We start from the raw sequence: 22782 nt of genomic DNA, 5'->3' as shown, positions 1-22782 counted from the left end.
AAACCGGCAAGCGCGACAGGAGGGTGTCATGTGTCTCGGAATTCCCGGTCGGATCGTGGAGATCACCGACGCGGGCCGGATGGCGGCGATGGCCGATGTTTCCGGCGTGAAACGCGAGGTCAACATCGCCTGTGTCGCCGAGGGCGACCCGGCCGCGCTGGTCGGGCGATGGGCGCTGATCCATGTGGGCTTCGCCATGGCGCTGATCGACGAGGCCGAGGCGGCGGCCACGCTGGAGGCGCTCAGACATCTGGGCGAGGCGCAGGAAACGCTTGAACAGATTGCCGAGGGGGCGCGGGCGCTGTCATGAGATATGTAGAGGAATTCCGCGATCCCGGCGCGGCCAAGGCGCTGATTGCCCGGATTGGCGAGGTCGCCGAGGCGATCGGCGCAACCCGGGAACAGCCGGTGCGGATCATGGAGATCTGCGGCGGGCATACCCATGCGATCTTCCGCTACGGGCTCGACCGGCTGGTGCACGAGGGCATCGAGTTCATCCACGGTCCCGGCTGCCCGGTCTGCGTGCTGCCGATGGCACGGGTCGACGAGGCGGTGGAGATCGCCGAGCGTCCGGGGGTTATCTTTACCAGTTTCGGCGATGCGATGCGGGTGCCGGGTACGAAGAAATCTCTGTTGCAGGCCAAGGCCGAAGGGGCCGATATCCGCACCGTCTACTCCCCGCTCGACGCGCTGGAACTGGCCCGCCGACACCCCGACCGCGAGGTGGTGTTCTTCGGGCTGGGGTTCGAGACCACGACACCCTCCACCGCGCTCACCATCCAGCAGGCGGCGCGCGAGGAGATCGGCAATTTCACCGTGTTCTGCAATCACATCACCGTGCCGCAGCCGATCAAGGTGCTGCTCGACGACCCGCACATGCTGCTCGACGGTTTCGTTGGCCCCGGCCATGTGAGCATGGTGATCGGCACGCATCCCTATGACTTCATCGCCCGCGACTACGGCAAGCCCATCGTGGTGGCGGGGTTCGAGCCGCTCGATCTGCTGCAATCTGTGCTGATGGTGCTGGAACAAATCCGCGATCGCCGGGCCGAGGTGGAAAACCAGTATGGCCGGGTGGTGCCCGAACATGGCAACCCGGTGAGCCTTGCGGCGATGGCCGATGTCTACGAGCCGCGCCCGTCCTTCGCGTGGCGCGGGCTTGGCGAGATCGACGCCAGCGGGCTGCGCATCCGCCCGGGTTACGCGGGCTGGGACGCGGAGGCGAAGTTCGGCATCGGCTACGGCGCGCGGCGCGCCCGCGAGGTGGCCGAGCCCGAGGGCACCCGCTGTGCTGCGGTGATGACCGGGCGGATCAAGCCCACGGGGTGTGGGATGTTCGGCACCCAATGCACGCCCGAAACCCCGCTCGGCGCGCTCATGGTGTCCTCCGAGGGGGCCTGCGCGGCCTATTGGCAATACGGTGGGCGACGCAGCCCGGAGGCGGCGGAATAGGGGGCGCTACCCCCCGTCCGATCCGCTGGCGGATCGGACCATTATAGGTTGGGGGGCTCTGCCCCCCGGCCGCAAGCGGCCTCCCCCCGGGATATTTGGAGAAAGATGAAATGGCATTACGCGGTGACAGGGTGACGCTGGCCCACGGCGGCGGCGGCAGCGCGATGCGCGACCTCATCGAGGAAGTGTTCACCGGCGCCTTCGAGCCTGACGGCATGGAAGACCAGGCCCGGCTCGAAGCGGGCGCGCTGGCTGAGCCCGGGGCGCGGCTTGCCTTCACCACCGACAGTTTCGTGGTCAGCCCGGTGGAATTTCCCGGCGGCGATATCGGCACACTGGCGGTAAACGGTACGGTGAACGATCTGGCCGTGGGCGGCGCCACGCCGCTCTGGCTGTCGGCGGCCTTCATCATCGAGGAGGGCTGCGAGATCGCGCTCCTGCGCCGGATCGTGGCGAGCATGAAGCGCGAGGCCGAGCGGGCCGGGGTGCGGATCGTGACCGGCGACACCAAGGTGGTGGGGCGCGGTGCGGCTGACCGGGTTTTCGTCACCACCTCCGGGGTCGGGGTGATCCCGCCGGGGCGCGACATCGCCGCCGTGCATATCCGGCCCGGCGATGTGGCCATCGTCAACGGCGTGCTGGGCGATCACGGGGCCTGCATCCTTGCCGCGCGCGGCGACCTGGCGCTCTCGTCCGATCTGCAGAGCGATTGCGCGGGGCTTGGCCACCTGATGGACGCGATCCTCGCCGCCGCGCCCAACGCCCGCGCCGCGCGCGACTGCACCCGGGGCGGGCTGGCCTCGGCGCTCAACGAGATGGCCGAAGCCGCGGGCGTGGGGATCGAGATCGAGGAAACCGCGCTGCCGCTGCGCGCCGAGGTGAAAGGCACCTGCGAGCTGCTCGGGCTCGATCCGCTCTACCTCGCCAACGAGGGAAGGCTGGTGGTCTTCGTGCCCGAGGCGGAGGCGCAAGCGACGCTGGCGGCGATGCGCGCGGTCGACACCGGGGCTGACGCCACCGTCATCGGCCGCGCCACCGAGGGCCCGGCGGGGCAAGTCACCATGCGCACGCTGTTCGGCGGGTCACGCATCGTCGACATGCTGGTGGGCGAGCAACTGCCTCGGATTTGTTGAGGGGGGAGGGTTCTGACCTCGGGGTTGGGGCGAAACATTCGACATTAAGGAGGGAAGCGGTCGTTCACTGCACAACTGAAGTATGACCACAATGCGCCAAAAAGCAGACATGACATCTTTCGTACAAGACCATTGAACTTTGCCCCCAAGCCAAAATCAATAGGTCCTGAACCTAGTCTTCCCAATCTTCGTCAAGGTTCATTCCACCAATGTCACCGGCCCCATGGAATGCCTGCCGGTGAAGGTGGATGTTCACCCGCGCCGCCACGTTTTTCTGCGGCGTATCAATGCCGATTTCTTCGTTGATGGTGGTCTGGTAGATCATCTCTTCACCCCAGACATTAAGGTCACCGACCCAGACGTCACTATTCTCAATCAGTTCTTGAGCGGCCGCTTCAAAGTCCCACTCTTCGTCCTTGTTCCGGACGATGTACCAAGCGCCGTCCGTTGGGTAATCGATGCGGTCCAATGGGCGGCTTGCAAAACCACCCTCTTCGCGCGGGCGTGTGCTCCCCCAGTCACCATAGATTACGCGCGCACGGTTGGACCTGCGCGAGATTTGGTCGATTAGCTGGCGGTTGCTGAATGGAACCTGCGTGATACCGCTGAACGAAGAGAACATCTTAGGAATGGAAGTGCAGGAAAGCACCACTGGCACGGCAGCATCTATGTCTTGCAGGCTTTCGGCAATCACACCCTCAAACCACACCGATAGCGTCAACGGATCGCGGGTCCAACCGCCCTCTAGGATGATGGCAAAGTCCGCCGCGCCCCCAGCGGCGAAGGCGGCAACGATTTCTTGGATGTTGCTTGGGAATCTGTCGCGCACGATTCTCATGCAGTACGGACGGCCCAGGACCTGAATGGCCTCGATTTGTCGTCTTAGGTCAGCTTCACTCTGCCCCCTAGACTGAATACAGGGCCATACACTTTCATGCCGCCCCACGAATTCGACCCAGTTCGCGTAGGCATTGTCCGGCTCCATCAACCGCGCAAGTTCCTGCTGCGGTCCGCTCTCAAGGTTCGTGAACTGGTAGTCGCGGTCAATATCTAGGAAGTAGTTGCGATTAGGGAATGCCCGCTCAACACGGTCAATCGCCCGGTCCAAGGTGAGGGAGTTGGCCCAAGGGGCGAGCAGGATACAGGGCGTCATCCTGTCCTTCGTCGCACCTGGCAAGAACTCAAGCCCGTTCATTTCGCTGGCGCGGATTGCCAAAGTTGGAACGTAGCTCTTGTTCTCTAGGACCATGGTTCACTCACTCATGCTTCTGCGAAAGTCGATAGTCGAATTTCCATGGCAGCTTTGGATACTTGGAACCGCGCTGCAAGGCTTTCTATCGTGGCCTCTGTGACTACGCCGTTGAACTCGTCGCGCAGTACTTGTTCGACAAGCGGCATCGGCATAACGATGTCCGCCGCCAGACGATTGGCCTCATACTCAATACGCTCAGGCTCCCCAGAGCGATACAGGACGTTGTCCTTGATCCCATCCGGCGAGCTGTCAATGACAGCCTTGTGCAGGAAGAAATGGGAAAGCTCATGCGCGATTGTGAACCTTTGGCGCTCTCGCGCCTCATGCCGGTTCACACGAATGGTGTAGTGACCGTCTTCGTTCATGATCTGACCAGAAATGCCGGTGCCCATGCTGGAAACCTTGATGGAAACGCCTAGGTCTTTTGCAAGTAGCCCCAGCTTTACCGGATATTCTGTAAGATACCGGTCAAGGATTTCCTTGGTGGGTCCTTCAATTCGCTTGTACTCACGTGAAGTCATGGATTCTCCCTCCTAGCGGTTGCCCTTGTCGTCTGGATCAAAGTCTTCATCCAGTTCACCACGCGGCCCTTGTCCAAAAGCGATCTCGTCAATGCGTGCCTTAATCGCTTCGTCCGACAGTTTCTCGTTGACCAGTTCGTTCACCCTCTCACTGGCGATCTTCCGCGCTTCGTTCTTGATCCCGCCAAAAGTGAAGAAGGCAACAACGCCGATCCCGATTGCGACCGCAGCCAACACAGCGGTTACCGCTGTCATCATCGCAGAAATAAATCCAAGATATGTGGGCAGTGCGATTGCCGGTTCTTGCATTGTGCCGGGCACTCCGTCGACTACGTCAACGACACCAAGCGACAAGAGCAGATAGCAGAGAACCGCACCCCCGATGATGCAGGCCACATAACTTACCGCCCTCATAGTTCCGCTTTTACCTGTTCAAACATTGCACCCCTTATTGTTCTTTCTTTGTTCCTGTCAAGAGAGACGTACTTCACTGTGACAGTTTCAAGCTGATTTGGCTAGGGTTCGGTAACTTTGGTCTGAGTTCCGACATTACCCACACTACGCACGAATGTCCGGTACGGGCCACTCCCCTGTTGGTGCTGATCCGGCGAACGACCGAAAAGCCCTACCCCCACCCTCACACCTCCCCCAGGAACCCACCCGACTGGCGCGCCCAGAGGCCGGCGTAGAGTCCGCCTTGCGCGATCAGCGTGTCGTGGTGGCCGTCTTCCACCACGCGGCCTTCGTCGAGCACCACGATCCGGTCCATCCGGGCGATGGTGGAGAGGCGGTGGGCGATGGCGATCACGGTCTTGCCCTCCATCATGCCGTAGAGCGTGTTCTGGATCGCCGCTTCCACCTCGCTGTCGAGCGCGCTGGTGGCTTCGTCGAGGACGAGGATCGGGGCGTCCTTCAGCATCACCCGGGCGATGGCGACGCGCTGGCGCTGGCCGCCCGAGAGCTTCACCCCGCGCTCGCCGACGTGGGCCTCGTAACCGCGCCGGCCGCGCGGGTCTTCCAGCCCGAGGATGAAGTCATGCGCCTCGGCGCGGCGGGCGGCGGCGATCATGTCTTCCTCGCTCGCATCGGGGCGGCCGTAGAGGATGTTGGCGCGCACCGAGCGGTGCAGGAGCGAGCTGTCCTGGCTGACCATGCCGATGGCGGCGCGCAAGCTGTCCTGCGTCACCTCGGCGACGTTCTGGCCGTCGATCAGGATGCGCCCCGCCTCGGCATCGCGAAAGCGCAGAAGCAGGTTCACCAGTGACGACTTGCCCGCGCCGGAGCGGCCCACGAGCCCGACCTTCTGGCCCGGCGGGATGGTGAGCGTGACGTGGTCGAGCCCGCCTACGCCCTTGCCGTAGTGGTGGCTCACGTCGTCGAAGGTGATCTCGCCACGCCCGATTTGAAGTCCGGGCGCGCCCGGCTTGTCGGTGATCTCGTGCGGCACCGAGAGCGAGCGCAGGCCTTCGCGGATCACCCCGGCATGCTCGAACAGCCGGATCGTCACCCACATGATCCAGCCCGACATGCCGTTGAGCCGGATCGTGAGCGCCGAGGCGGCGGCGACTTCGCCCACGCTCACCCGGCCCAGCGTCCAGAGCCAGAGCGCGGGCGCGAGCACGCCGACGATGAGCAGCCCGTTCAGCACGTTCTGGCCGAAGCTCAGCTCGGTCATCAGCCGCAGGAAGCGCTGGAACCGCAAACGGTGGCGGCGCATCGCGGAGCGGACGTAATCCTCCTCACGCGCGCCCTGACTGAACAGTTTCACGCTCTCGATATTGGCATAGGCATCGACCACCCGGCCGGTAACCAGCGAGCGCGCGTCCGACCATTTTTCCGAGGCTTCCGCCACCCGGATCGCGACCCAGCGGGTATAGGCGATGTAGAGCGCGAGCCAGATCAGCAACGGCAGCGCCAGCCACGGGGTGACCTGACCGAGCAGGATGGTGGCGGCGATCACGTAGGTCAGCGCATACCAGATGCCCTCGAAGGCCATGTAGGTGCTGTCTTCCACCGCCGGGCCAAGCTGCATCACCCGGTTCGAAAGCCGCCCGGCGAAATCGTTCTGGAAGAAGCCCGATGACTGGCCGAGCATGTGCCGGTGCGCGCGCCAGCGGACCTGGTCCTGCATGTTGCTCGCAAGGGTCTGCTCTAGGAAGAAGTGGTTGAGCACGATGGCGAAGGGGCGCAGCGCGATGACGAAGAACGCCGCGAGGGCCAGTTCGAAGCCGTGGCTGGCCCAGAAGTCGACCGGTTCGGCACCGTCCATCAGGTCGATCACCCGGCCGGTATAGAAGATCAGCCCGGTTTCGATCAGCGCGACGATCACGCCGGTGATCGCCATCCAGACCATCCAGCGGCGGAAATTGCCGTATTGGCTGCGCAGGTAGGCCCAGACCGTGGCCGGCGGCGTTGCCGGGTCGTGCGGCGCGAAAGGATCGACGAGGTTTTCAAAAAAGCGAAACAGTCGGAACATGGCTGGAACCCAGGCAGCGGGGTGAAAATGGATGAGCGGGCAACGCGCAGGAAACCGGCAGGGCTTCCAGCCGGTGTTCCGACCGTGTTCGCCCTTGCCGCCACCGTGTTGCCCGGCTGTGATAAGCCCGCGGGCAGCGGGTGTCACGCGATTTGTCCAGATGGAAAAACCCGGGGCACGGGAGCCCATCGCCGCCGGGTCGTGCGATCAGGTGTCGAGCGAGGCGAGCACCGAACCGGCGGCGGCCGTGGGCGAGGTTTCGCCCAGCGCCACCGCTTCGCCGAGGCGGGCGATCATGTCGCGGAGCGAGGGATCCTTTTCCAGTCGGGCAAGAAGGCCCGCGCGCAACTCCTCCTCGAACCAGTGGCGCGCCTGCTCGGCGCGGTTTCGGTCCCAGTGCCCGGTGCTCCGGCGCCAGTCGGCCAGCGCCTGCATTGCCTCCCAGGCTTCCGGCAGCCCAGCCTGGGTGAGGGCCGAAACCAGCATGGCTTTCGGGTAGCCGTCCGGGTCTTGGGGGCGCTTGCGCAGGAGCCTCAGCGCCCCGGCATAATCGGCGCAGGTGCGCGTGGCGGTGTCCTTGAGAGCGCCGTCGGCCTTGTTGACGAGGATGATATCGGCGATCTCCATGATCCCGCGCTTGACGCCCTGCAACTCGTCGCCGCCGGCGGGCGCGATCAGCAGGAGAAACAGATCGGCCATTCCGGCCACCATGGTTTCGGACTGGCCGACGCCCACGGTTTCGATCAGCACCACGTCGAAGCCCGCCGCCTCGCAGAGCGCCACCGCCTCGCGCGAGCGCCGTGCCACGCCGCCAAGCTGGCTTTGCGCGGGCGAGGGACGGATGAAGGCGTCTTTCTCGCGGGCAAGGCGTTCCATCCGGGTCTTGTCGCCGAGGATCGAACCGCCGGAGCGCGCCGAGGAAGGATCGACGGCAAGCACCGCCACCTTCAGCCCCTGCCCGATCAGGAACATCCCGAAGGCTTCGATGAAGGTGGATTTGCCCACCCCCGGCGTGCCCGAAAGCCCGATCCGCAGCGCTTCGCGGCCCGTGCGCTTCGCCGTTTCGATCAGCCGGGCAGCCTCGGCACGATGATCGGCCCGGCCACTTTCGACCAGCGTGATCGCGCGCGCCAGTGCCCGGCGCTCCCCGGCGATGACCCGTTTGGCGAGATCGTCGATATCCATGCCAGTGCCCTCCGCTGCGGCTCCCGTCTTGCCTTCCCTGCGCTGTCTTGTCCAGCCGCCCGGGTGGGACGATACGGAGCGGCGTGGTAGCATGTAGCCAGCTTTGAACCCTGATTCGGCTGGAGAATGCGAGATGCGCAAATCCCTCGGTCTGGTGATGGCTCTGGGGTTGCTGCTCGCGGCACCCGCCATGAGCGAAAACACCCGAGCCGACTTCGGGGTGCGGCTGTTCGGTGTGCCGGTCGGTCAGATGATCCTCGCCAAGAATGCCGATGGAACGGCCTATGCGGCAAAAGGCGAGTTTCGGACGACAGGGCTTGTCGGCCTGCTCGCCCGGGTGCGGTTTACCATGAGCGCGCATGGCATCGGCACGATGCCCGAGCTGAGGCCGCGCGGCTATGTCGAAGACGTCGATACCGGCTATCGCGCCTCGGCGGTCCAGGTGCGTTTTGCGCCGAGCGACAGCCGGATCGACCCGCTCACCGGGCTGATTGCCGCGTTGATCGACCGAGATGCCGGGACCGGTTGCGCCTTCGAGGGCCAGACCTTCGACGGCAAGCGGGCGATGCGGGTGCGCATCCGCCCGGCCGCGGGCAGCCCCGAGAATTCCCTCACCTGCACCGGGAAGTTGACCCGGCTTTCGGGCTATACCGATGCCGAGATGGCCGAGGCGGTGACCTTTCCGTTCTCGATCCACTTCGAGCGGACGGGCGAGAAACTGGTGGCGATGCGCGCCGATATCGACACGATTCACGGCAAGGTGGCGCTGCTGCGCCGTTAGCGCGATAAAGCGGCCATGACACCGCTTCCGATAGATCATGTTCTGCCCGATCTGCGCGCCGCGCTCGCCGAGGCGGGCCGCGCGGTGCTGGTGGCACCCCCCGGCGCGGGCAAGACAACCCGGGTGCCGCTGGCATTGCTCGACCGGGTCGAGGGGCGGATCGTGATGCTGGAGCCGCGTCGGCTCGCGGCGCGGGCTGCGGCTGAGCGGATGGCGGAAACCCTGGGCGAGCCGGTCGGGCAGACGGTGGGATACCGCATCCGGGGCGAGGCGAAGGTCTCGAAGAGCACGCGTGTCGAGGTTGTCACCGAGGGCATCCTCACGCGGATGCTGCAATCCGACCCGGCCTTGCAGGGGATCGGCGCGGTGATCTTCGACGAGTTCCACGAACGCTCCCTCAACGCCGATCTCGGGCTGGCGCTGGCCTGGGAGGCGCGCGAGGCGCTGCGCGACGATCTCGTGCTGGTGGTGATGTCGGCCACGCTCGACGCCGAGCCGGTGGCGGAATTGCTGGGCGGTGCCCCGGTCGTGGTGAGCGAGGGCCGGGCCTTTCCGGTGGAAACCCGCTGGCTCGACGCGCCGCTGCCCGCGACGGCGCGGTTCGAGGCGCCGGTGGCCGACCTGGTGCTGCGTGCGGTGGCTGAAACGAACGGCGGCGTGCTGGTGTTCCTGCCCGGTGAGGGTGAAATTCGGCGGGTGGAGGCGGCGCTGTCCGGCCGGCTGCCGCCGGATTGCCGCATACGTCCGCTGTTCGGCGCGCTCGACATGGCGGCGCAGCGCGCGGCGATCCGGCCCGAGCCGGAGGGCCGCAAGGTGGTGCTGGCCACGGCGATCGCGGAAACATCGCTGACGATCGAGGATATCCGCGTGGTCGTCGATGGCGGCCGGGCGCGGCGGGCGCGGGTCGATCCCGGGTCGGGGATGAGCCGGCTGGTGACGGAGCGGGTTTCGAAGGCTGAGGCGGCGCAGCGACGGGGCCGTGCCGGGCGCGTGGCCGAAGGCACCTGCTACCGGATGTGGACGAAGGGCGAGGAAGGGGCGCTGGCGGCCTATCCGCCCGCCGAGATTGAGGTGGCCGACCTTGCACCGCTGGCGCTGGAACTGGCGCTTTGGGGCGCGGGCGACGGCGAAGGGCTGGCCTTTCTCACGCCGCCCAACCCCGGGGTGCTTGCCGAAGCGCGCGGCCTGCTCGAAGCGCTGGGTGCGCTCGACGCGGGCGGGCGGATCACCGACCATGGCAAGCGGCTCGCCCGGCTGCCGTTGCACCCGAGGCTGGGGCACATGCTGGTGACGGCAGGGCGCGCGGCCGCCCCGCTCGCCGCGCTGATCGAGGAGCGCGACCCGCTGCCGCGCGGCGCGGCGGTGGAACTCGCACTGCGGCTGGCGGCGGTGGCAGATCCGGGCCGGTTTCGCGCCGAGCACGGCATCGAGCCGAACCGCGCGACGCTCGCGCGCATCCGAACCGAGGCGAAGCGGCTGGCCCGGCTCGTCGAGGACGGCCCCGGGCTGAGCGCCGCGCAGACGGCCGCCCTCGCCTATCCCGACCGGGTGGGCCTGCGGCGCAAGGGCGATGCCCCGCGTTTCGTGCTCTCGGGTGGCAAGGGCGCAGTGATCGACGAGGCCGATCCGCTCGCGGGCCAGCGGCTGATCGTGGTGTCCGACACCGATGGCCACCCGCGCGAGGCGCGCGTGCGCATGGCCACGGCGATCAGCGAGGCAGAGCTGCGCGCAGTGCAAGGTGACATGATCGGTTGGGTGCAGGTTTGCGCGTGGTCGCGGCGCGAAGGGCGGGTGCTGGCGCGCGAGGAAGAACGCTTTGGCGCGCTCGTGCTGACCGAGCGCAACTGGAAAGGCGCCGACCCGCAAGCGGTGGCGCGCGCCATGCTCGACGGGGTGCGCCAGATCGGGCTTGCCCCCTCCGAGGCGGCGCGCCGCTTCATGGCGCGGGTGGAACTGGTGCGCGCCACCGACCCCGACCTGCCCGGGATGACCGAGGCGGCGTTGATGGACAGCCTCGAAGACTGGTTGCTGCCGCACCTCGCGGGGGTGCGTTCGGCGGAGGACTGGAAGCGGTTCGACATTCTCGACGCGCTGCGCGGCCGGCTTGACTGGGGCCAGATGCAGCGGCTCGATGCCGCCGCGCCCGCGCATTTCATCACCCCGCTCGGGCGCAAGGTGGCGATCGACTACGCCGGCGACGCACCGGAGATCGCGGTGCGGCTTCAGGAGATGTTCGGCGTCACCCGCCATCCCGTGGTTGGCACGACTCCGCTGCGGGTGATCTTGTTGTCGCCCGCCGGCCGGCCGGTGCAGACCACCGCCGATCTGCCTGCGTTCTGGTCGACGAGCTACGGCGACGTGCGCAAGGACATGCGCGGGCGTTACCCCAAACACCCGTGGCCGGAGGATCCGACCGTGGCCAACCCGACCCTGCGCGCGCGCCCGCGCGGCGCATGAAACAAGGGGCAATCCACGGGATTCAGGCGAGTTGAATTGAAGTTTACCTTTTCTTGACCTATGTTGATCATAATTAAAAAAATTATAGAGCGGGTTTCATGTCGTCGATTATCACCAGAGCCTGGGACGAGGTTGTTCGTCCGATGTTGTACCGTCCCAACCGGTTTCAGGTTGCGGCGCTGTGCTATCGCAAGACCAAGGGGCAAAAAGAGGTGTTGCTCATCACCACCCGGGGGACCGGGCGCTGGATGTTGCCCAAGGGCTGGCCAATGGACGGCAAATCCGCTGCCGAGGCGGCCCGGATCGAGGCCTGGGAAGAGGCGGGTGTGAAATCCGCCAGCGTGCGGCGCGCCCCGGTGGGAGAGTTCGACTACACCAAGCACCACGATGACGGCTTCAGCGAACCCTGCTCGGCGACCGTCTACGCGATCAAGGTCGCCAAGATGGCCGACGACTTTCCTGAAGCCGGCCAGCGCAAGCGCAAGTGGGTGACGCCCGAGGTGGCGGCCGACATGGTCGAGGAAGAGGGCCTGAGCGCGCTGCTGCGGTCGTTCTGAGTTTTCTGCGTAGTCCTGAAACCCTGACCCGCTGCCCGGCAGCGGCAGAAACGGTTGCGTCGATCTGATCGCTGGGGTAGCTCGCTCCGAACGTAACGATTTCATGACAGAATCGTAACAGGGCGAGCGGTGATGGCAGACGACAAGAGATCCCGGCAATGGACGACGCTCGACAAGGATCTCGGCCGTATCGGCCAGCTTGAACGCGCCGCGCTCTACGTGTCGCGGCCGATGGTGGGCACCGGGATCGCGCTGGCGTTCATCGCCATCGCGGCGCTCAGCGCGGCGGTGTTCTTTGGCCAGCAAACAACCAACTACGTCATCGTCGCAGCGGCGGCCTTCGGTGCCTACATGGCGCTCAACATCGGCGCCAACGACGTGGCCAACAACATGGCCCCCGCGGTGGGGGCCAACGCGCTCACCATGGGCGGTGCCATCGTGATCGCTGCGCTGTTCGAAAGCGCGGGGGCGCTGCTGGCCGGGGGCGACGTGGTGTCGACGATCTCCAAGGGGATCATCAACCAGGAAGCGGTCGACGACAGCCGGGTGTTCATCTGGGCGATGATGGCGGCGCTGATCTCTTCGGCGCTCTGGATCAACCTCGCGACATGGGTGGGCGCGCCGGTTTCGACCACGCATTCGGTCGTCGGCGGAGTGATGGGCGCGGGCATCGCGGCGGCGGGATTGAGCGCGGTGAACTGGCCCTCGATGAGCGCGATCGCAGCAAGCTGGGTGATCTCGCCGGTGCTGGGCGGATTGATCGCTGCCGGCTTCCTCGCCTTCATCAAGAAGAACATCATCTACGTCGATGACAAGATCGCCGCCGCGCGGCGCTGGGTGCCGGTGCTGATCGCGATCATGGCGGGCACCTTTGCCGCCTATCTCGCGCTCAAGGGGCTGAGCCGGGTGGTGAAGATCGACATCGGCACCGCGCTGCTCGTCGGCGTTGGCATAGGGGCGATCTCTTACGTGATCGCGGCGCCGCTGATCCGGATGCAGAGCGAAGGCATGGAAAACCGCAACAAGTCGCTCAAGGCGCTGTTCGGCCTGCCGCTGGTGATGTCGGCGGCGCTCCTGAGCTTTGCCCATGGCGCCAACGACGTGGCCAACGCGGTTGGTCCGCTCGCGGCCATCGTGCATGCCGAAAGCGTCGGGGAGGTGATCGGGGAGGTGGCGATCCCGAACTGGGTGATGATCATCGGTGCGTTCGGCATTTCCTTCGGGCTGATGCTGTTCGGGCCGAAACTGATCCGGATGGTCGGCAGCCAGATTACCAAGCTCAACCCGATGCGGGCCTATTGCGTGGCGCTTTCGGCCGCGATTACCGTGATCGTGGCGAGCTGGCTTGGCCTGCCGGTGTCGTCCACCCATATCGCCGTCGGCGGGATCTTCGGCGTGGGTTTCTACCGCGAATGGCACACGATGCAGCGCCGCCGCACCAACAACCTCAAACTGCCCGACATGCGCCGCCTGCCCGCCGAGGAACTGCGCCGCCGCAAGCTCGTGCGCCGGTCGCATTTCATGACCATCGTCGCGGCCTGGGTGATCACGGTTCCCGCCGCCGCATTGCTTTCGGGCGGGATCTTCTGGATGCTCAACCTGATCGTGCTCTGAGCGCGGGCGCAGGGCACGCCGCGTTCATTTCCTGCGCGGCGTCCACCTGGTGGCGGGCCCCTCACGACCGGCCCGGCGCAGCGCAAAACCAAGCGCCACCCCGACACCGATGGCCACCGTGAGATCGACCAGCACGGTCAGCGCCATGGTGAGGAAGATCAGGAAGGCGTCCTGTTTCGGGCCGGTGACGTAGCCCCGCCACTTGTCCGGTTCGGACATGTTCCAGGCCGTCAGGATCAGCAGCGCGGCCATGGCGGGCATCGCGAGGAAGCCCGCGAGCGGGGCGGCCAGAAGCATCACCGCGAGGATGGTGAGCGCATGGACCAGCCCGGCCACCGGCGTGCGCCCGCCCGCCTTCACGTTGGTGGCGGTGCGGGCGATGGCTCCGGTGACCGGCAGGCCACCGAACAGGCCAGAGCCGAGATTGGCCACACCTTGGGCAATAAGTTCGGCGCGGGGGCGATGGCGTCCTCCCGACATCCTGTCGGCCACCACGGCAGAAAGCAGCGACTCGACCCCGGCGAGGAAGGCGATGACAAGCGCGGACGGCAGGAGTTCGCGGATCATCTCGAAGTTCGGCGCGGGCAGACGCGGGGCGGGCAACTGGCTTGGCAGAGCCCCGAAGCGACCGCCGACGGTGTCGATCCCGCTACCGGGAAAAGCGGCGAGCGCCGACCCCACCGCTACGGCGATGATCAGGCCGGGCACCTTCGGCGGCAGCTTGGCGCGCATCGCGACGATCAGGGCGGCGGTGGCAAGGGTGAGCGCGAGCGCGGGCCAGTGCAGCGTGGCGCGGGCGGCCCATAGCGCCTCGACCTTGCCGACAAACTCGGCGGGCATCGCCTCGACGGTGAGGCCCAGCGCGTCGGCAAGCTGGCTGGTGGCGATGATCACCGCGATGCCGAGGGTGAAACCGTTGATCACCGGTTCCGGAACCTGGGCAACCAGCTTGCCGGCATGAAGGAAGCCCGCGATCAGCAGGATCGCCCCGGCCATGAGCGTGGCAAGGATGAGCCCCTCCATGCCGTGCTCCGCGATCACCCCGTAGACCACGACGATGAAGGCCCCGGTCGGGCCGCCGATCTGCACCCGGCTGCCACCGAGCAGCGAGACGAGCAGGCCACCGACAATGGCGGTGATCAGCCCCTGCGCGGGCGTGGCACCGGAGGCGATGGCAATGGCCAGCGACAGCGGCAAGGCGACGAGGCCGACCGTGATCCCGGCCAGAAGATCGGCCTGGAACAGGGGCCACGAATAGGCCCTGAGCGTGGTGAGCAGCTTGGGAGTCATGGTGATACGGTTTGTGATATGCGCGCAGGTTAACCGCCATTGGCGCGGCCGCAAGGCAATTCCCGCGGTGCCGGGCGAGGCCATTGTCTGCACCCGGGCCGGAGGCTAGATAGGGGGCAACAGAAAGCGAGGCTCCAGATGACCACTCCCAAGCCCGTCGTTCTATGCATTCTCGACGGTTTCGGCCTGCGCGAGGAACGCGAGAACAATGCCGTGAAACTCGCGAGCACACCGAATTTCGACCGGATCTGGCAAACCTGCCCGCATGGCGCGTTGAAAACCGATGGCCGGGCGGTGGGCCTTCCCGATGGGCAGATGGGCAATTCAGAAGTCGGACACACCAATATCGGCGCGGGCCGGGTGGTAGCGATGGACCTCGGAATGATCGGCTTGGCAATCGAAGACGGCGAGTTCGGCAAGATGCCCGCGCTTCTGGATTTCATCCGCGCGATGAAAACATCGGGTGGCACCGCACATCTGTTCGGCCTGACCAGTCCGGGCGGGGTGCACGCGCACCAGGACCATATCGTTGCCGCGGCGCGGGAGATTGCTTCGGCGGGGGTGCCGGTAGCGTTGCATGTCATCACCGACGGCCGCGACGTGGCCCCGAAATCGGCGCGTGAGCAGGTGGCGGCCTTCGAGGCCGATCTGCCCGAGGGGGCCCGGGTGGCGAGTGTTTCGGGCCGCTATTACGCGATGGACCGTGACAACCGCTGGGAGCGGGTAACGCTGGCCTATGATGCAATGGTGAAGGCGATGGGCGCGGTGGCGGCGAGCGCCGACGCCGCGATCGCGGCCGCCTATGACCGCGGCGAGACCGACGAATTCATCAAGCCCACGGTGATCGCGGGCCATGCCGGGATCAAGGATGGTGACGGCGTGTTCTGCATGAATTTCCGGGCCGACCGGGCGCGCGAGATTCTGCGCGCGATCGGGGAGCCGGGCTTTGCCGAGTTCGACGTCGGCACAAGGCCGAAACTGGCCGCACGGCTCGGACTTGTGGAATATTCCAGCCGCCACAACGACTACATGACGACGGTTTTTCCGCCGCGCGATATCGTCAACACGCTCGGGTCATGGGTGGCCCAACATGGCTTGCGGCAATTCCGGCTGGCGGAAACCGAGAAATACCCGCATGTCACCTTCTTCCTGAACGGCGGCAAGGAAGAGCCGGAGGAAGGCGAAGACCGCTACATGGCACCGAGCCCGAAGGTGGCAACCTACGATCTCCAGCCGGAGATGAGCGCAGGCGAAGTCACGGAGCATTTCGTGGATGCGATCGGGAAGGGCTATGATCTGATCGTGACGAATTACGCCAACCCCGACATGGTGGGCCACAGCGGCGATCTGCAAGCTGCGATCAAGGCGGTGGAAACCGTGGATGCCGCGCTTGGCGAGGTTCTGGCGGCGCTGGAGGCGGCGGGCGGCGCGATGATCGTGACCGCCGACCACGGCAACTGCGAAACCATGGTCGATCCCGAAACCGGCGGGCCGCACACCGCACATACCACCAATCCGGTGCCGGTGGTGCTGGTGGGCGGGCCGGAGGGCATTGCGTTGCGCGAGGGTGGCAAGCTTTGCGATCTTGCCCCGACCCTGCTTGAGCTGATGGGCCTCGAACAACCCAGCGAAATGACCGGCCAGAGCCTGATCGTCCGGTGAGGCACCGCGCGCTTCTCCTCGCGCTTTCGCTTGCGTTTGCGCCCTTTCCGGCTGCGGCACAGACCGATCCGACGCTGAGCGCACAGGCGGCGATGGAGGAATTGCAGGCCGCCGGTGAAGCGCTCGAAGCCGCGGACGGTGCCCGAGACCGGGTGGCGGCGCTCACCCAGACAGTTCAGGCCTACGAAAAGGGGCTCGCCGCGCTGCGCGAGGGGCTGCGGCAGGCGACGATGCGGGAAAGCGCGATCCACGGAGTTTTCTCGGCCGAAAGCGAACGGCTGGCGCAGTTGCTCGGGGTTCTGCAATCCATCGAGGCAGCGCCGGAGTCGCACCTCCTGCTGCATCCGTCCGGGCCGCTCGGCACGGCACGCTCGGGCATGATCCTTTCGGACGTAACCCCCGCCCTCTCCCGGGAGGCCATGGCCTTGCGAGAGGCCTTGCAGGAGGTGGCGATGCTGCGCGCCCTTCAGGAAGCGGCGGTGAGCACCTTGGAGGAAGGACTGCAGGGCGTGCAGGCCGCGCGTATCGAATTGTCGAAAGCGGTTGCCAATCGAACCGATCTGCCGCGTCGACTCGTCGCCGACGAGGAGGCAATGGAGAACCTGATCAACTCCGCCGACACGCTGGAGAGTTTTGCCAGCGGGCTGATGAGCGCGACGGTGGAAGAAACCGGCGTTTCGATCGCGCAGCCGGACTTTTCCGAAGCACAAGGTGTGCTCGACATGCCGGTGCTCGGTCGTGTGATCCGGCGCTTCGAGGAGGCCGACGCGGCGGGCGTGAAACGCCCCGGCTGGGTGGTCGCCACCCGGCCGCTCACGCTGGTGACCACGCCCTGGCCCGCAACGATTCGGTATCTCGGGCCGCTGCTCGACTACGGCGAAGTTGCGATCCTCGAACCGGGTGAGGGCTATTTCCTCGTGCTTGCCGGCCTCGGCCAGTTATTTGGCACGGTCGGCGAGGTCTTGCCGAAAGGCGCGCCTGTAGGGCTGATGGGTGGCGCTCAAAGGGATGAGGATCAAGCCTTTTTGATAACTTCGGCGCAAGGAGGTGGCGCACAAGCGACGGAGTCGCTTTATATAGAGATAAGAAGAGACGGAACACCGCAGGACCCGGGCACCTGGTTCGCGGGCCCCGAAAACTGAAAGATCCGGAGCAGACATGAAGAAATTCCTGATGGCCGCGCTGGGCGGCACGCTCGCCGGGGCACTTCTGACCACGCAGGTCGCTGGCCCCATCATCGCACAGGAGGCCGCGCGAAGCTCGAGCGTCTACCAGCAGCTCGACCTGTTCGGTGACGTGTTCGAACGCATCCGCTCGCAATACGTCGAGGACGTGGAACCGTCAGAATTGATCGAGGCGGCGATCAACGGGATGCTGACCTCGCTCGACCCGCATTCGGGCTATCTCGCGCCGGATGACGCGGCCGACATGCAGGTGCAGACGCGGGGCTCCTTTGGCGGCCTTGGCATCGAAGTCAGCCAGGAAGAGGGGTTCGTGAAGGTCATCTCGCCGATGGACGGAACCCCGGCCGATGCCGCGGGAATCGAAGCGGGCGATTTCATTACCCATGTCGACAACGAGTCGTTGCTTGGCCTGACCCTCGACGAAGCGGTGGACATGATGCGCGGGCCGGTGGGTTCGGAGATCATTATCACCGTGGTGCGTGAAGGTGTGGAAGAGCCGTTCGACGTCTCGATCATCCGCGACACGATCAAGCTCACCGCCGCCACGGTGCGCACCGAAGGCGATATTGCGGTGATCCGGGTGACCACCTTCAACGATCAGTCCTATTCGAACGTGCGCGACGGCCTCGATACGGTGATCGAGGACCTTGGCGGGATGGACGAACTGGCCGGTGTGGTTCTCGACCTGCGCAACAACCCGGGTGGATTGCTGAACCAGGCGATCTCGATCTCCGACGCCTTCCTCGACTCCGGCGAGATCGTCTCGACCCGGGGCCGCAACCCCGAAGATACCGAGCGGGTGAACGCCGAACCGGGCGACATCACCGAAGGCAAACCGATGGTGGTTCTGATCAACGGCGGCTCGGCCTCGGCCTCGGAGATCGTCGCCGGCGCGTTGCAGGACCATCACCGCGCGCTCATCGTCGGCACCAAGAGCTTCGGCAAGGGCTCGGTGCAAACCGTCATGCCGCTCAGGGGTGACGGCGCGATGCGGCTGACGACCGCGCGCTACTACACGCCGTCGGGCCGGTCGATCCAGGCGCTGGGCGTCAGCCCCGACATCGTGGTGCAACAGCCGCCGCGCGCACCGGCTGAGGAAGGTGCCGAAGAAGAGGAAAACCGGCCCTCCCGCTCGGAAGCCGATCTGCGCGGGCGGTTGAACAACGACAGCCTGAGCGAAGACGAGATCAAGCTGATCGAGGAGGAGCTTGAAGCCGCGGAAGCAGCCGCCGAGCTGCGTGATCAGGATTTCCAGCTTTCCTACGCGCTCGATCTGCTCAAGGGCCTCGCCACCGTGGCGATGGATTCCAACCGCTGAGACCGGCTTTGCCTGAACAATCAAAAGGCCATCCCTTCCGGGGTGGCCTTTTCTTTTCCTGTCCGGCGGGAGTAGTGTCGGCCCGGAACTGGAGACGCAGATGACACCTGACGAGATTTCGACCCTGCCCTACCGCCCCAACGTGGGCGTCATGCTGGCCAATCCGAAGGGTCTGCTCTTTGCGGGCCAGCGGCTTGACGCGGCAAAGCTGGGCACCGGCGAAACCGCATGGCAGGCACCGCAGGGCGGGATCGACGAGGGCGAAGACCCGCTGGAAGCGGCCTTGCGCGAGCTGGAGGAGGAAACCGGGATCGGCCGCGACCTGGTGACCGTCGAGGCGGAGTATCCGGGCTGGCTGACCTACGATCTGCCCGCCGAGGTCGTGCCCCGGATCTGGAAGGGGCGCTTTCGGGGGCAGAAGCAACGCTGGTACCTGATGCGCTTTCATGGCGCCGACAACCAGATCGTGATCGAGACCGCGCATCCCGAGTTCAGCCGGTGGACATGGCTGGACCCGCGCGTCCTTGTCGAGAAGATCGTGCCGTTCAAACGCGACATCTACCGCGAGGTGATCGCAAAGTTCGAAGACAGGTTGTAGCAGCCTTCCGGGGACGGGGACTCCACATGAGAACAAAAGGTGAATATACTCACCCCCATCATGTTTGCCGAACTGTCGATCACCTCGAATTTCACGTTTCTCACCGGGGGTTCGCACCCGGAGGACTACGTCGAGCGGGCGGGGTTGATGGGGATGCCCGCGCTCGCCATCGCCGATGAAAACTCGGTGGCGGGGATCGTGCGCGCGCATGTGGCGGCGCGCGAGATCGGGCGACGGGTGGCCGAGCGACAGGCCTTCGATGCGGCGAATGGGCCGATCGGGCCGCCCACGCCGGAAGGATGCCCGCGCCCGCTCTCGGCGGATATCTACTGCGTGCCCCGGCTGATCCCGGCCGCGCGGATCCTGACGGAAGAAGGCGTGGCGCTCACCGTTCTGCCGCGTGATCGGACGGCGTGGGGACGGCTCACCCGGTTGATCACGCTGGGGCGCAGGCGCGCGCCGAAGGGGGAAGCGCTGATCCGGGTGGGCGACGTGCTGGAGTTCGGCGCGGGGCTGGAAATGCTGCTGCATGTGCCCGAGCCGGTGCCGGAGGGCTGGCGCGGACAGGTGGCACGGCTGATCCGCGCCTTCGCAGGGCAGATGACGCTGGCAATGGTGCCGCGCTACGACGGCGAAGACACCGCGCGGTTTGCCCGGCTGGGCGATCTGGCCAAGGCGCTTGGCCTGCCCATCGTGGCCAGCGCCGGGCCGATCATGCACCACGCCCGCCGCCGCAAGCTGGTGGACGTGCTCAGCGCGATCCGCACCGGGCGGCGGGTCGATGCGCTCGGGCTGCTCGCCCAGCCCAACGCCGAAAAGCGGTTGCGGTCGGAGGCGGAAATGCTGCGGCTGTTTCGCGGCCATGAGCAAGCGGTGCACCGGGCCGGCGAGATCGCGGCGCGCTGCACCTTCAGCCTCGACGAACTGCGTTATGAATATCCGTCGGAGATCGCGGAAGGCGAGACGCCAGCGGCGCGGCTCGAACGGCTGGCCCGGGCCGGGCTGCGTGCGCGCTACCCGGGCGGCGCACCGGAGCGGGTTCTGGGAATGCTGGAGCATGAACTCGCGCTGATCGCCAAGCTTAAATACGAGCCCTATTTCCTCACCGTGAACGATATCGTCGCCTTCGCCCGCTCGCGCGGCATCCTGTGCCAGGGGCGGGGGTCGGCGGCAAACTCGGTGGTGTGCTATGCGCTGGGGGTCACCTCCGTTTCGCCCGAGATCGGCACCATGGTGTTCGAGCGCTTCGTGAGCGAGGCGCGCGACGAGCCGCCGGATATCGACGTCGATTTCGAGCACGAGCGGCGCGAGGAGGTGATCCAGCACATCTACGAAAAATACGGCCGCCACCGCGCCGGGCTTTGCGCCACGGTGATCCATTACCGCGGCAAGCGGGCAATCCGCGAGGTGGGGCGCGCGATGGGGCTTTCGGAAGACACGATCGCGGCGATGTCGAGCCAGGTCTGGGGCTGGGGCGGCGGCGGGTTGCGCGACGACCGGCTGCGCGAGATCGGGCTCGATCCGCGCGACCCGCAGCTCGCGCTGGTGATGAGCCTGGTGGACGAGATCCGGGGCTTTCCGCGCCACCTTTCGCAGCACGTGGGCGGTTTCATCATCACCGAAGGGCGGCTCGACGAGCTGGTGCCGGTGGAAAACGCCACGATGGAAGACCGCACGGTGATTTCGTGGGACAAGGACGATATCGATGCGCTCGGTATCCTCAAGGTGGATGTGCTTGCGCTCGGCATGCTCACCTGCATCCGCAAGGCCTTCGACCTGATCTCGACCCATCATCACACCGATTACACGCTGGCGAGCCTGCCGCCGGAAGACCCGGCGGTGTATGACATGCTCTGCCGGGCCGACAGCGTGGGGGTGTTCCAGGTGGAAAGCCGCGCCCAGATGAACTTCCTGCCCCGGATGAAGCCACGCTCGTTCTACGATCTGGTGATCCAGGTGGCGATCATCCGCCCCGGCCCGATCCAGGGCGACATGGTTCATCCCTTCATCAGGCGGCGCAACGGCGAGGAGGCGGTGAGCTTTCCCTCCGACGCGCTCGGCGCGGTGCTGGGCAAGACGCTGGGGGTGCCGCTGTTCCAGGAACAGGCGATGCAGATCGCCATCATCGGCGCAGGATTCTCCCCCGACGAGGCCGACCGGCTGCGCCGGGCACTCGCCACCTTCAAGAAGCTCGGTCACGTCAGCGAGTTTCGCGAACGCTTCCTGCGCGGGATGCGGGCGAACGGCTATGACGAGGATTTCGCCCAGCGCTGTTTTTCCCAGATCGAGGGCTTCGGCTCCTACGGCTTTCCCGAGAGCCACGCGGCGAGCTTCGCGCTGCTGGTCTATGCCTCGGCCTGGCTCAAGCGGCGGCATCCGGGGATTTATGCCTGCGCGCTGCTCAACAGCCAGCCGATGGGCTTCTATGCCCCCGCCCAGATCGTGCGCGATGCGCGCGAGCACGGGGTGGAAGTGCGGCCGGTCTGCGTCAACGCCTCCTGGTGGGACAACGTGATGGAACCCGATGGCAAGGGCGGGCTCGCGCTGCGGCTCGGGTTTCGCCAGATCCGCGGCATGGCGGAGGAGGAGGCGCGCTGGATCACCGCGGCGCGCGGCAACGGCTATCTCGCGGTGGACGATGTCTGGCGCCGCGCGGGCACACCGCCCCGGCTGCTCGCCCGGCTGGCCGAGGCCGACGCCTTCGCAGCACTTGGCCTCGACCGGCGCGAAGCGCTCTGGCAGGCCCGCGCGATCAGCGACGCGGCACCGCTGCCGCTGTTTGCCCGTGATATCGACGGGGAAGGAATTGCCGAGCCGCCGGTATCACTGCCCGAGATGAGCCTCGGGGAGGCGGTGGTGGAGGATTACGTTTCGATGCGGCTGAGCCTGCGCGCGCACCCGATCGCGCTTTTGCGCCCGCTGCTGACACCGGGGCTTGGCGGCGATCAGAGCGCGTAGATGTTCATGTATTTCATGCAGATGACGCGCAGGCAGGAGGCGATGTTCTTGTCGTTCGCCACCAGGCATTGATCGTGGATGCGGCAGATCAGTTGCGGAAGGGTCACGCCCATCCGGTCCGACATGTCTTCCAGCACCGTCCAGAAAACACGCTCGAGGCGAATCGTGGTGCTGTGGCCATAGATGCGAAAACCGCGCTTTTCGGGGCGAAATTCGCTCACCTGGTCGATCGAACAGGCGTTGAACATGTGACCGAGGAAATCTTCCGGCTCTATCTCAACATAAATCGACAAGATGTATCCTCCTCCACCGACGATAATCTTATTATTCTACAATAGCTTGGG

Annotated in this window: 19 protein-coding genes; 12 read left to right on the top strand and 7 right to left on the bottom strand. The window is 65.9% G+C overall.

Features of this window, described 5'->3' with window-relative positions:
- Window positions 1-28: 28 nt before the first annotated feature.
- The 3 genes from hypC to hypE all read left to right on the top strand — a co-directional run bounded on the left by hypC (window position 29) and on the right by hypE (window position 2585).
- Complete coding sequence (gene hypC / locus B9Y97_RS08165; protein ID WP_085526279.1) at window positions 29-310, top strand: HypC/HybG/HupF family hydrogenase formation chaperone; 282 nt, start codon at window positions 29-31, stop codon at window positions 308-310.
- Window positions 307-1452 (top strand): hydrogenase formation protein HypD, encoded by a 1146-nt coding sequence (gene hypD / locus B9Y97_RS08160; RefSeq protein WP_085526278.1) that lies wholly within the window; start codon window positions 307-309, stop codon window positions 1450-1452. The genes hypC and hypD overlap by 4 nt, the downstream gene beginning before the upstream one ends.
- 110 nt (window positions 1453-1562) lie before the next feature.
- Entirely contained in the window at window positions 1563-2585 is a 1023-nt protein-coding gene (hypE, locus tag B9Y97_RS08155; RefSeq protein ID WP_085526277.1) for a hydrogenase expression/formation protein HypE, read from the top strand.
- 172 nt (window positions 2586-2757) lie between these two features.
- On the opposite strand, the gene B9Y97_RS08150 is transcribed toward hypE, so the two are convergent.
- The 5 genes from B9Y97_RS08150 to meaB all read right to left on the bottom strand — a co-directional run bounded on the left by B9Y97_RS08150 (window position 2758) and on the right by meaB (window position 8019).
- Entirely contained in the window at window positions 2758-3834 is a 1077-nt protein-coding gene (locus tag B9Y97_RS08150) for a beta family protein (protein ID WP_085526276.1), read from the bottom strand.
- An 11-nt stretch (window positions 3835-3845) separates the two neighbouring features.
- Window positions 3846-4358 carry an ImmA/IrrE family metallo-endopeptidase gene (locus B9Y97_RS08145; protein WP_085526275.1) on the bottom strand — a complete coding sequence of 171 codons (513 nt, stop codon included), beginning with the start codon at window positions 4356-4358 and terminating at the stop codon, window positions 3846-3848.
- 12 nt (window positions 4359-4370) lie between these two features.
- Entirely contained in the window at window positions 4371-4667 is a 297-nt protein-coding gene (locus tag B9Y97_RS08140) for a hypothetical protein (RefSeq protein ID WP_139828258.1), read from the bottom strand.
- Window positions 4668-4995: 328 nt separating this feature from the next.
- A complete protein-coding gene (locus B9Y97_RS08135) occupies window positions 4996-6825 on the bottom strand; it encodes an ABC transporter ATP-binding protein (protein WP_085528170.1) in 1830 nt (609 codons plus the stop codon).
- Window positions 6826-7041: 216 nt separating this feature from the next.
- Window positions 7042-8019 (bottom strand): methylmalonyl Co-A mutase-associated GTPase MeaB, encoded by a 978-nt coding sequence (gene meaB, locus B9Y97_RS08130; protein ID WP_085526273.1) that lies wholly within the window; start codon window positions 8017-8019, stop codon window positions 7042-7044.
- A gap of 133 nt (window positions 8020-8152) precedes the next feature.
- Between meaB and B9Y97_RS08125 the strand changes: the two genes are divergently transcribed.
- From B9Y97_RS08125 to B9Y97_RS08110, 4 genes are all read left to right on the top strand, one after another.
- Window positions 8153-8800 carry a DUF3108 domain-containing protein gene (locus B9Y97_RS08125; RefSeq protein ID WP_085526272.1) on the top strand — a complete coding sequence of 216 codons (648 nt, stop codon included), beginning with the start codon at window positions 8153-8155 and terminating at the stop codon, window positions 8798-8800.
- A 15-nt stretch (window positions 8801-8815) separates the two neighbouring features.
- On the top strand, window positions 8816-11257 hold the full coding sequence (hrpB, locus tag B9Y97_RS08120) for an ATP-dependent helicase HrpB (RefSeq protein WP_085526271.1): 2442 nt from the start codon (window positions 8816-8818) through the stop codon (window positions 11255-11257).
- A gap of 143 nt (window positions 11258-11400) precedes the next feature.
- Window positions 11401-11814, top strand: a complete 414-nt coding sequence (locus B9Y97_RS08115) for an NUDIX hydrolase (RefSeq protein ID WP_254900877.1) — start codon at window positions 11401-11403, stop codon at window positions 11812-11814.
- Between the two features lie 132 nt (window positions 11815-11946).
- Complete coding sequence (locus tag B9Y97_RS08110) at window positions 11947-13428, top strand: inorganic phosphate transporter (protein WP_085526269.1); 1482 nt, start codon at window positions 11947-11949, stop codon at window positions 13426-13428.
- Window positions 13429-13452: 24 nt separating this feature from the next.
- Here B9Y97_RS08110 and B9Y97_RS08105 read toward each other — a convergent pair whose 3' ends face one another.
- Complete coding sequence (locus tag B9Y97_RS08105) at window positions 13453-14718, bottom strand: SulP family inorganic anion transporter (protein WP_085526268.1); 1266 nt, start codon at window positions 14716-14718, stop codon at window positions 13453-13455.
- A gap of 138 nt (window positions 14719-14856) precedes the next feature.
- On the opposite strand from B9Y97_RS08105, the gene gpmI reads away from it, so the two are divergent.
- From gpmI to B9Y97_RS08080, 5 genes are all read left to right on the top strand, one after another.
- Complete coding sequence (gene gpmI, locus B9Y97_RS08100) at window positions 14857-16380, top strand: 2,3-bisphosphoglycerate-independent phosphoglycerate mutase (protein ID WP_085526267.1); 1524 nt, start codon at window positions 14857-14859, stop codon at window positions 16378-16380.
- On the top strand, window positions 16377-17522 hold the full coding sequence (locus B9Y97_RS08095) for a murein hydrolase activator EnvC family protein (RefSeq protein ID WP_085526266.1): 1146 nt from the start codon (window positions 16377-16379) through the stop codon (window positions 17520-17522). Before gpmI ends, B9Y97_RS08095 begins: the two co-directional genes overlap by 4 nt.
- A gap of 16 nt (window positions 17523-17538) precedes the next feature.
- The gene (locus tag B9Y97_RS08090) at window positions 17539-18882 is read left to right on the top strand and encodes a S41 family peptidase (RefSeq protein WP_085526265.1); all 1344 of its coding nucleotides are present in this window, start codon (window positions 17539-17541) and stop codon (window positions 18880-18882) included.
- A gap of 100 nt (window positions 18883-18982) precedes the next feature.
- On the top strand, window positions 18983-19480 hold the full coding sequence (locus tag B9Y97_RS08085; RefSeq protein ID WP_085526264.1) for an RNA pyrophosphohydrolase: 498 nt from the start codon (window positions 18983-18985) through the stop codon (window positions 19478-19480).
- Window positions 19481-19540: 60 nt separating this feature from the next.
- Window positions 19541-22438 (top strand): error-prone DNA polymerase, encoded by a 2898-nt coding sequence (locus tag B9Y97_RS08080; protein WP_085526263.1) that lies wholly within the window; start codon window positions 19541-19543, stop codon window positions 22436-22438.
- On the opposite strand, the gene B9Y97_RS08075 is transcribed toward B9Y97_RS08080, so the two are convergent.
- Window positions 22426-22731, bottom strand: a complete 306-nt coding sequence (locus tag B9Y97_RS08075; protein WP_139828257.1) for a ribbon-helix-helix domain-containing protein — start codon at window positions 22729-22731, stop codon at window positions 22426-22428. The two genes, B9Y97_RS08080 and B9Y97_RS08075, sit on opposite strands and share 13 nt — an antisense overlap.
- Window positions 22732-22782: the final 51 nt, after the last annotated feature.

Source organism: Maritimibacter sp. HL-12, assembly GCF_900177545.1.
GTDB lineage: Bacteria > Pseudomonadota > Alphaproteobacteria > Rhodobacterales > Rhodobacteraceae > Sinisalibacter.
The sequence above is the reverse complement of the archived record's forward strand: the minus strand, read 5'-3'. Positions and strand labels throughout refer to the sequence as shown.

Bases quoted from the DNA above. Each gene is read 5' to 3' on its own strand.
- B9Y97_RS08085 (WP_085526264.1), top strand. From the start codon at position 18,983: ATGACACCTGACGAGATTTCGACCCTGCCCTACCGCCCCAACGTGGGC.
- hypC (WP_085526279.1), top strand. From the start codon at position 29: ATGTGTCTCGGAATTCCCGGTCGGATCGTGGAGATCACCGACGCGGGC.
- B9Y97_RS08140 (WP_139828258.1), bottom strand. From the start codon at position 4,667: ATGCAAGAACCGGCAATCGCACTGCCCACATATCTTGGATTTATTTCT.
- B9Y97_RS08145 (WP_085526275.1), bottom strand. From the start codon at position 4,358: ATGACTTCACGTGAGTACAAGCGAATTGAAGGACCCACCAAGGAAATC.
- B9Y97_RS08115 (WP_254900877.1), top strand. From the start codon at position 11,401: ATGTTGTACCGTCCCAACCGGTTTCAGGTTGCGGCGCTGTGCTATCGC.
- B9Y97_RS08105 (WP_085526268.1), bottom strand. From the start codon at position 14,718: ATGACTCCCAAGCTGCTCACCACGCTCAGGGCCTATTCGTGGCCCCTG.
- B9Y97_RS08125 (WP_085526272.1), top strand. From the start codon at position 8,153: ATGCGCAAATCCCTCGGTCTGGTGATGGCTCTGGGGTTGCTGCTCGCG.
- B9Y97_RS08110 (WP_085526269.1), top strand. From the start codon at position 11,947: ATGGCAGACGACAAGAGATCCCGGCAATGGACGACGCTCGACAAGGAT.
- meaB (WP_085526273.1), bottom strand. From the start codon at position 8,019: ATGGATATCGACGATCTCGCCAAACGGGTCATCGCCGGGGAGCGCCGG.
- hrpB (WP_085526271.1), top strand. From the start codon at position 8,816: ATGACACCGCTTCCGATAGATCATGTTCTGCCCGATCTGCGCGCCGCG.
- hypD (WP_085526278.1), top strand. From the start codon at position 307: ATGAGATATGTAGAGGAATTCCGCGATCCCGGCGCGGCCAAGGCGCTG.
- gpmI (WP_085526267.1), top strand. From the start codon at position 14,857: ATGACCACTCCCAAGCCCGTCGTTCTATGCATTCTCGACGGTTTCGGC.
- B9Y97_RS08150 (WP_085526276.1), bottom strand. From the start codon at position 3,834: ATGGTCCTAGAGAACAAGAGCTACGTTCCAACTTTGGCAATCCGCGCC.
- B9Y97_RS08090 (WP_085526265.1), top strand. From the start codon at position 17,539: ATGAAGAAATTCCTGATGGCCGCGCTGGGCGGCACGCTCGCCGGGGCA.
- B9Y97_RS08080 (WP_085526263.1), top strand. From the start codon at position 19,541: ATGTTTGCCGAACTGTCGATCACCTCGAATTTCACGTTTCTCACCGGG.
- hypE (WP_085526277.1), top strand. From the start codon at position 1,563: ATGGCATTACGCGGTGACAGGGTGACGCTGGCCCACGGCGGCGGCGGC.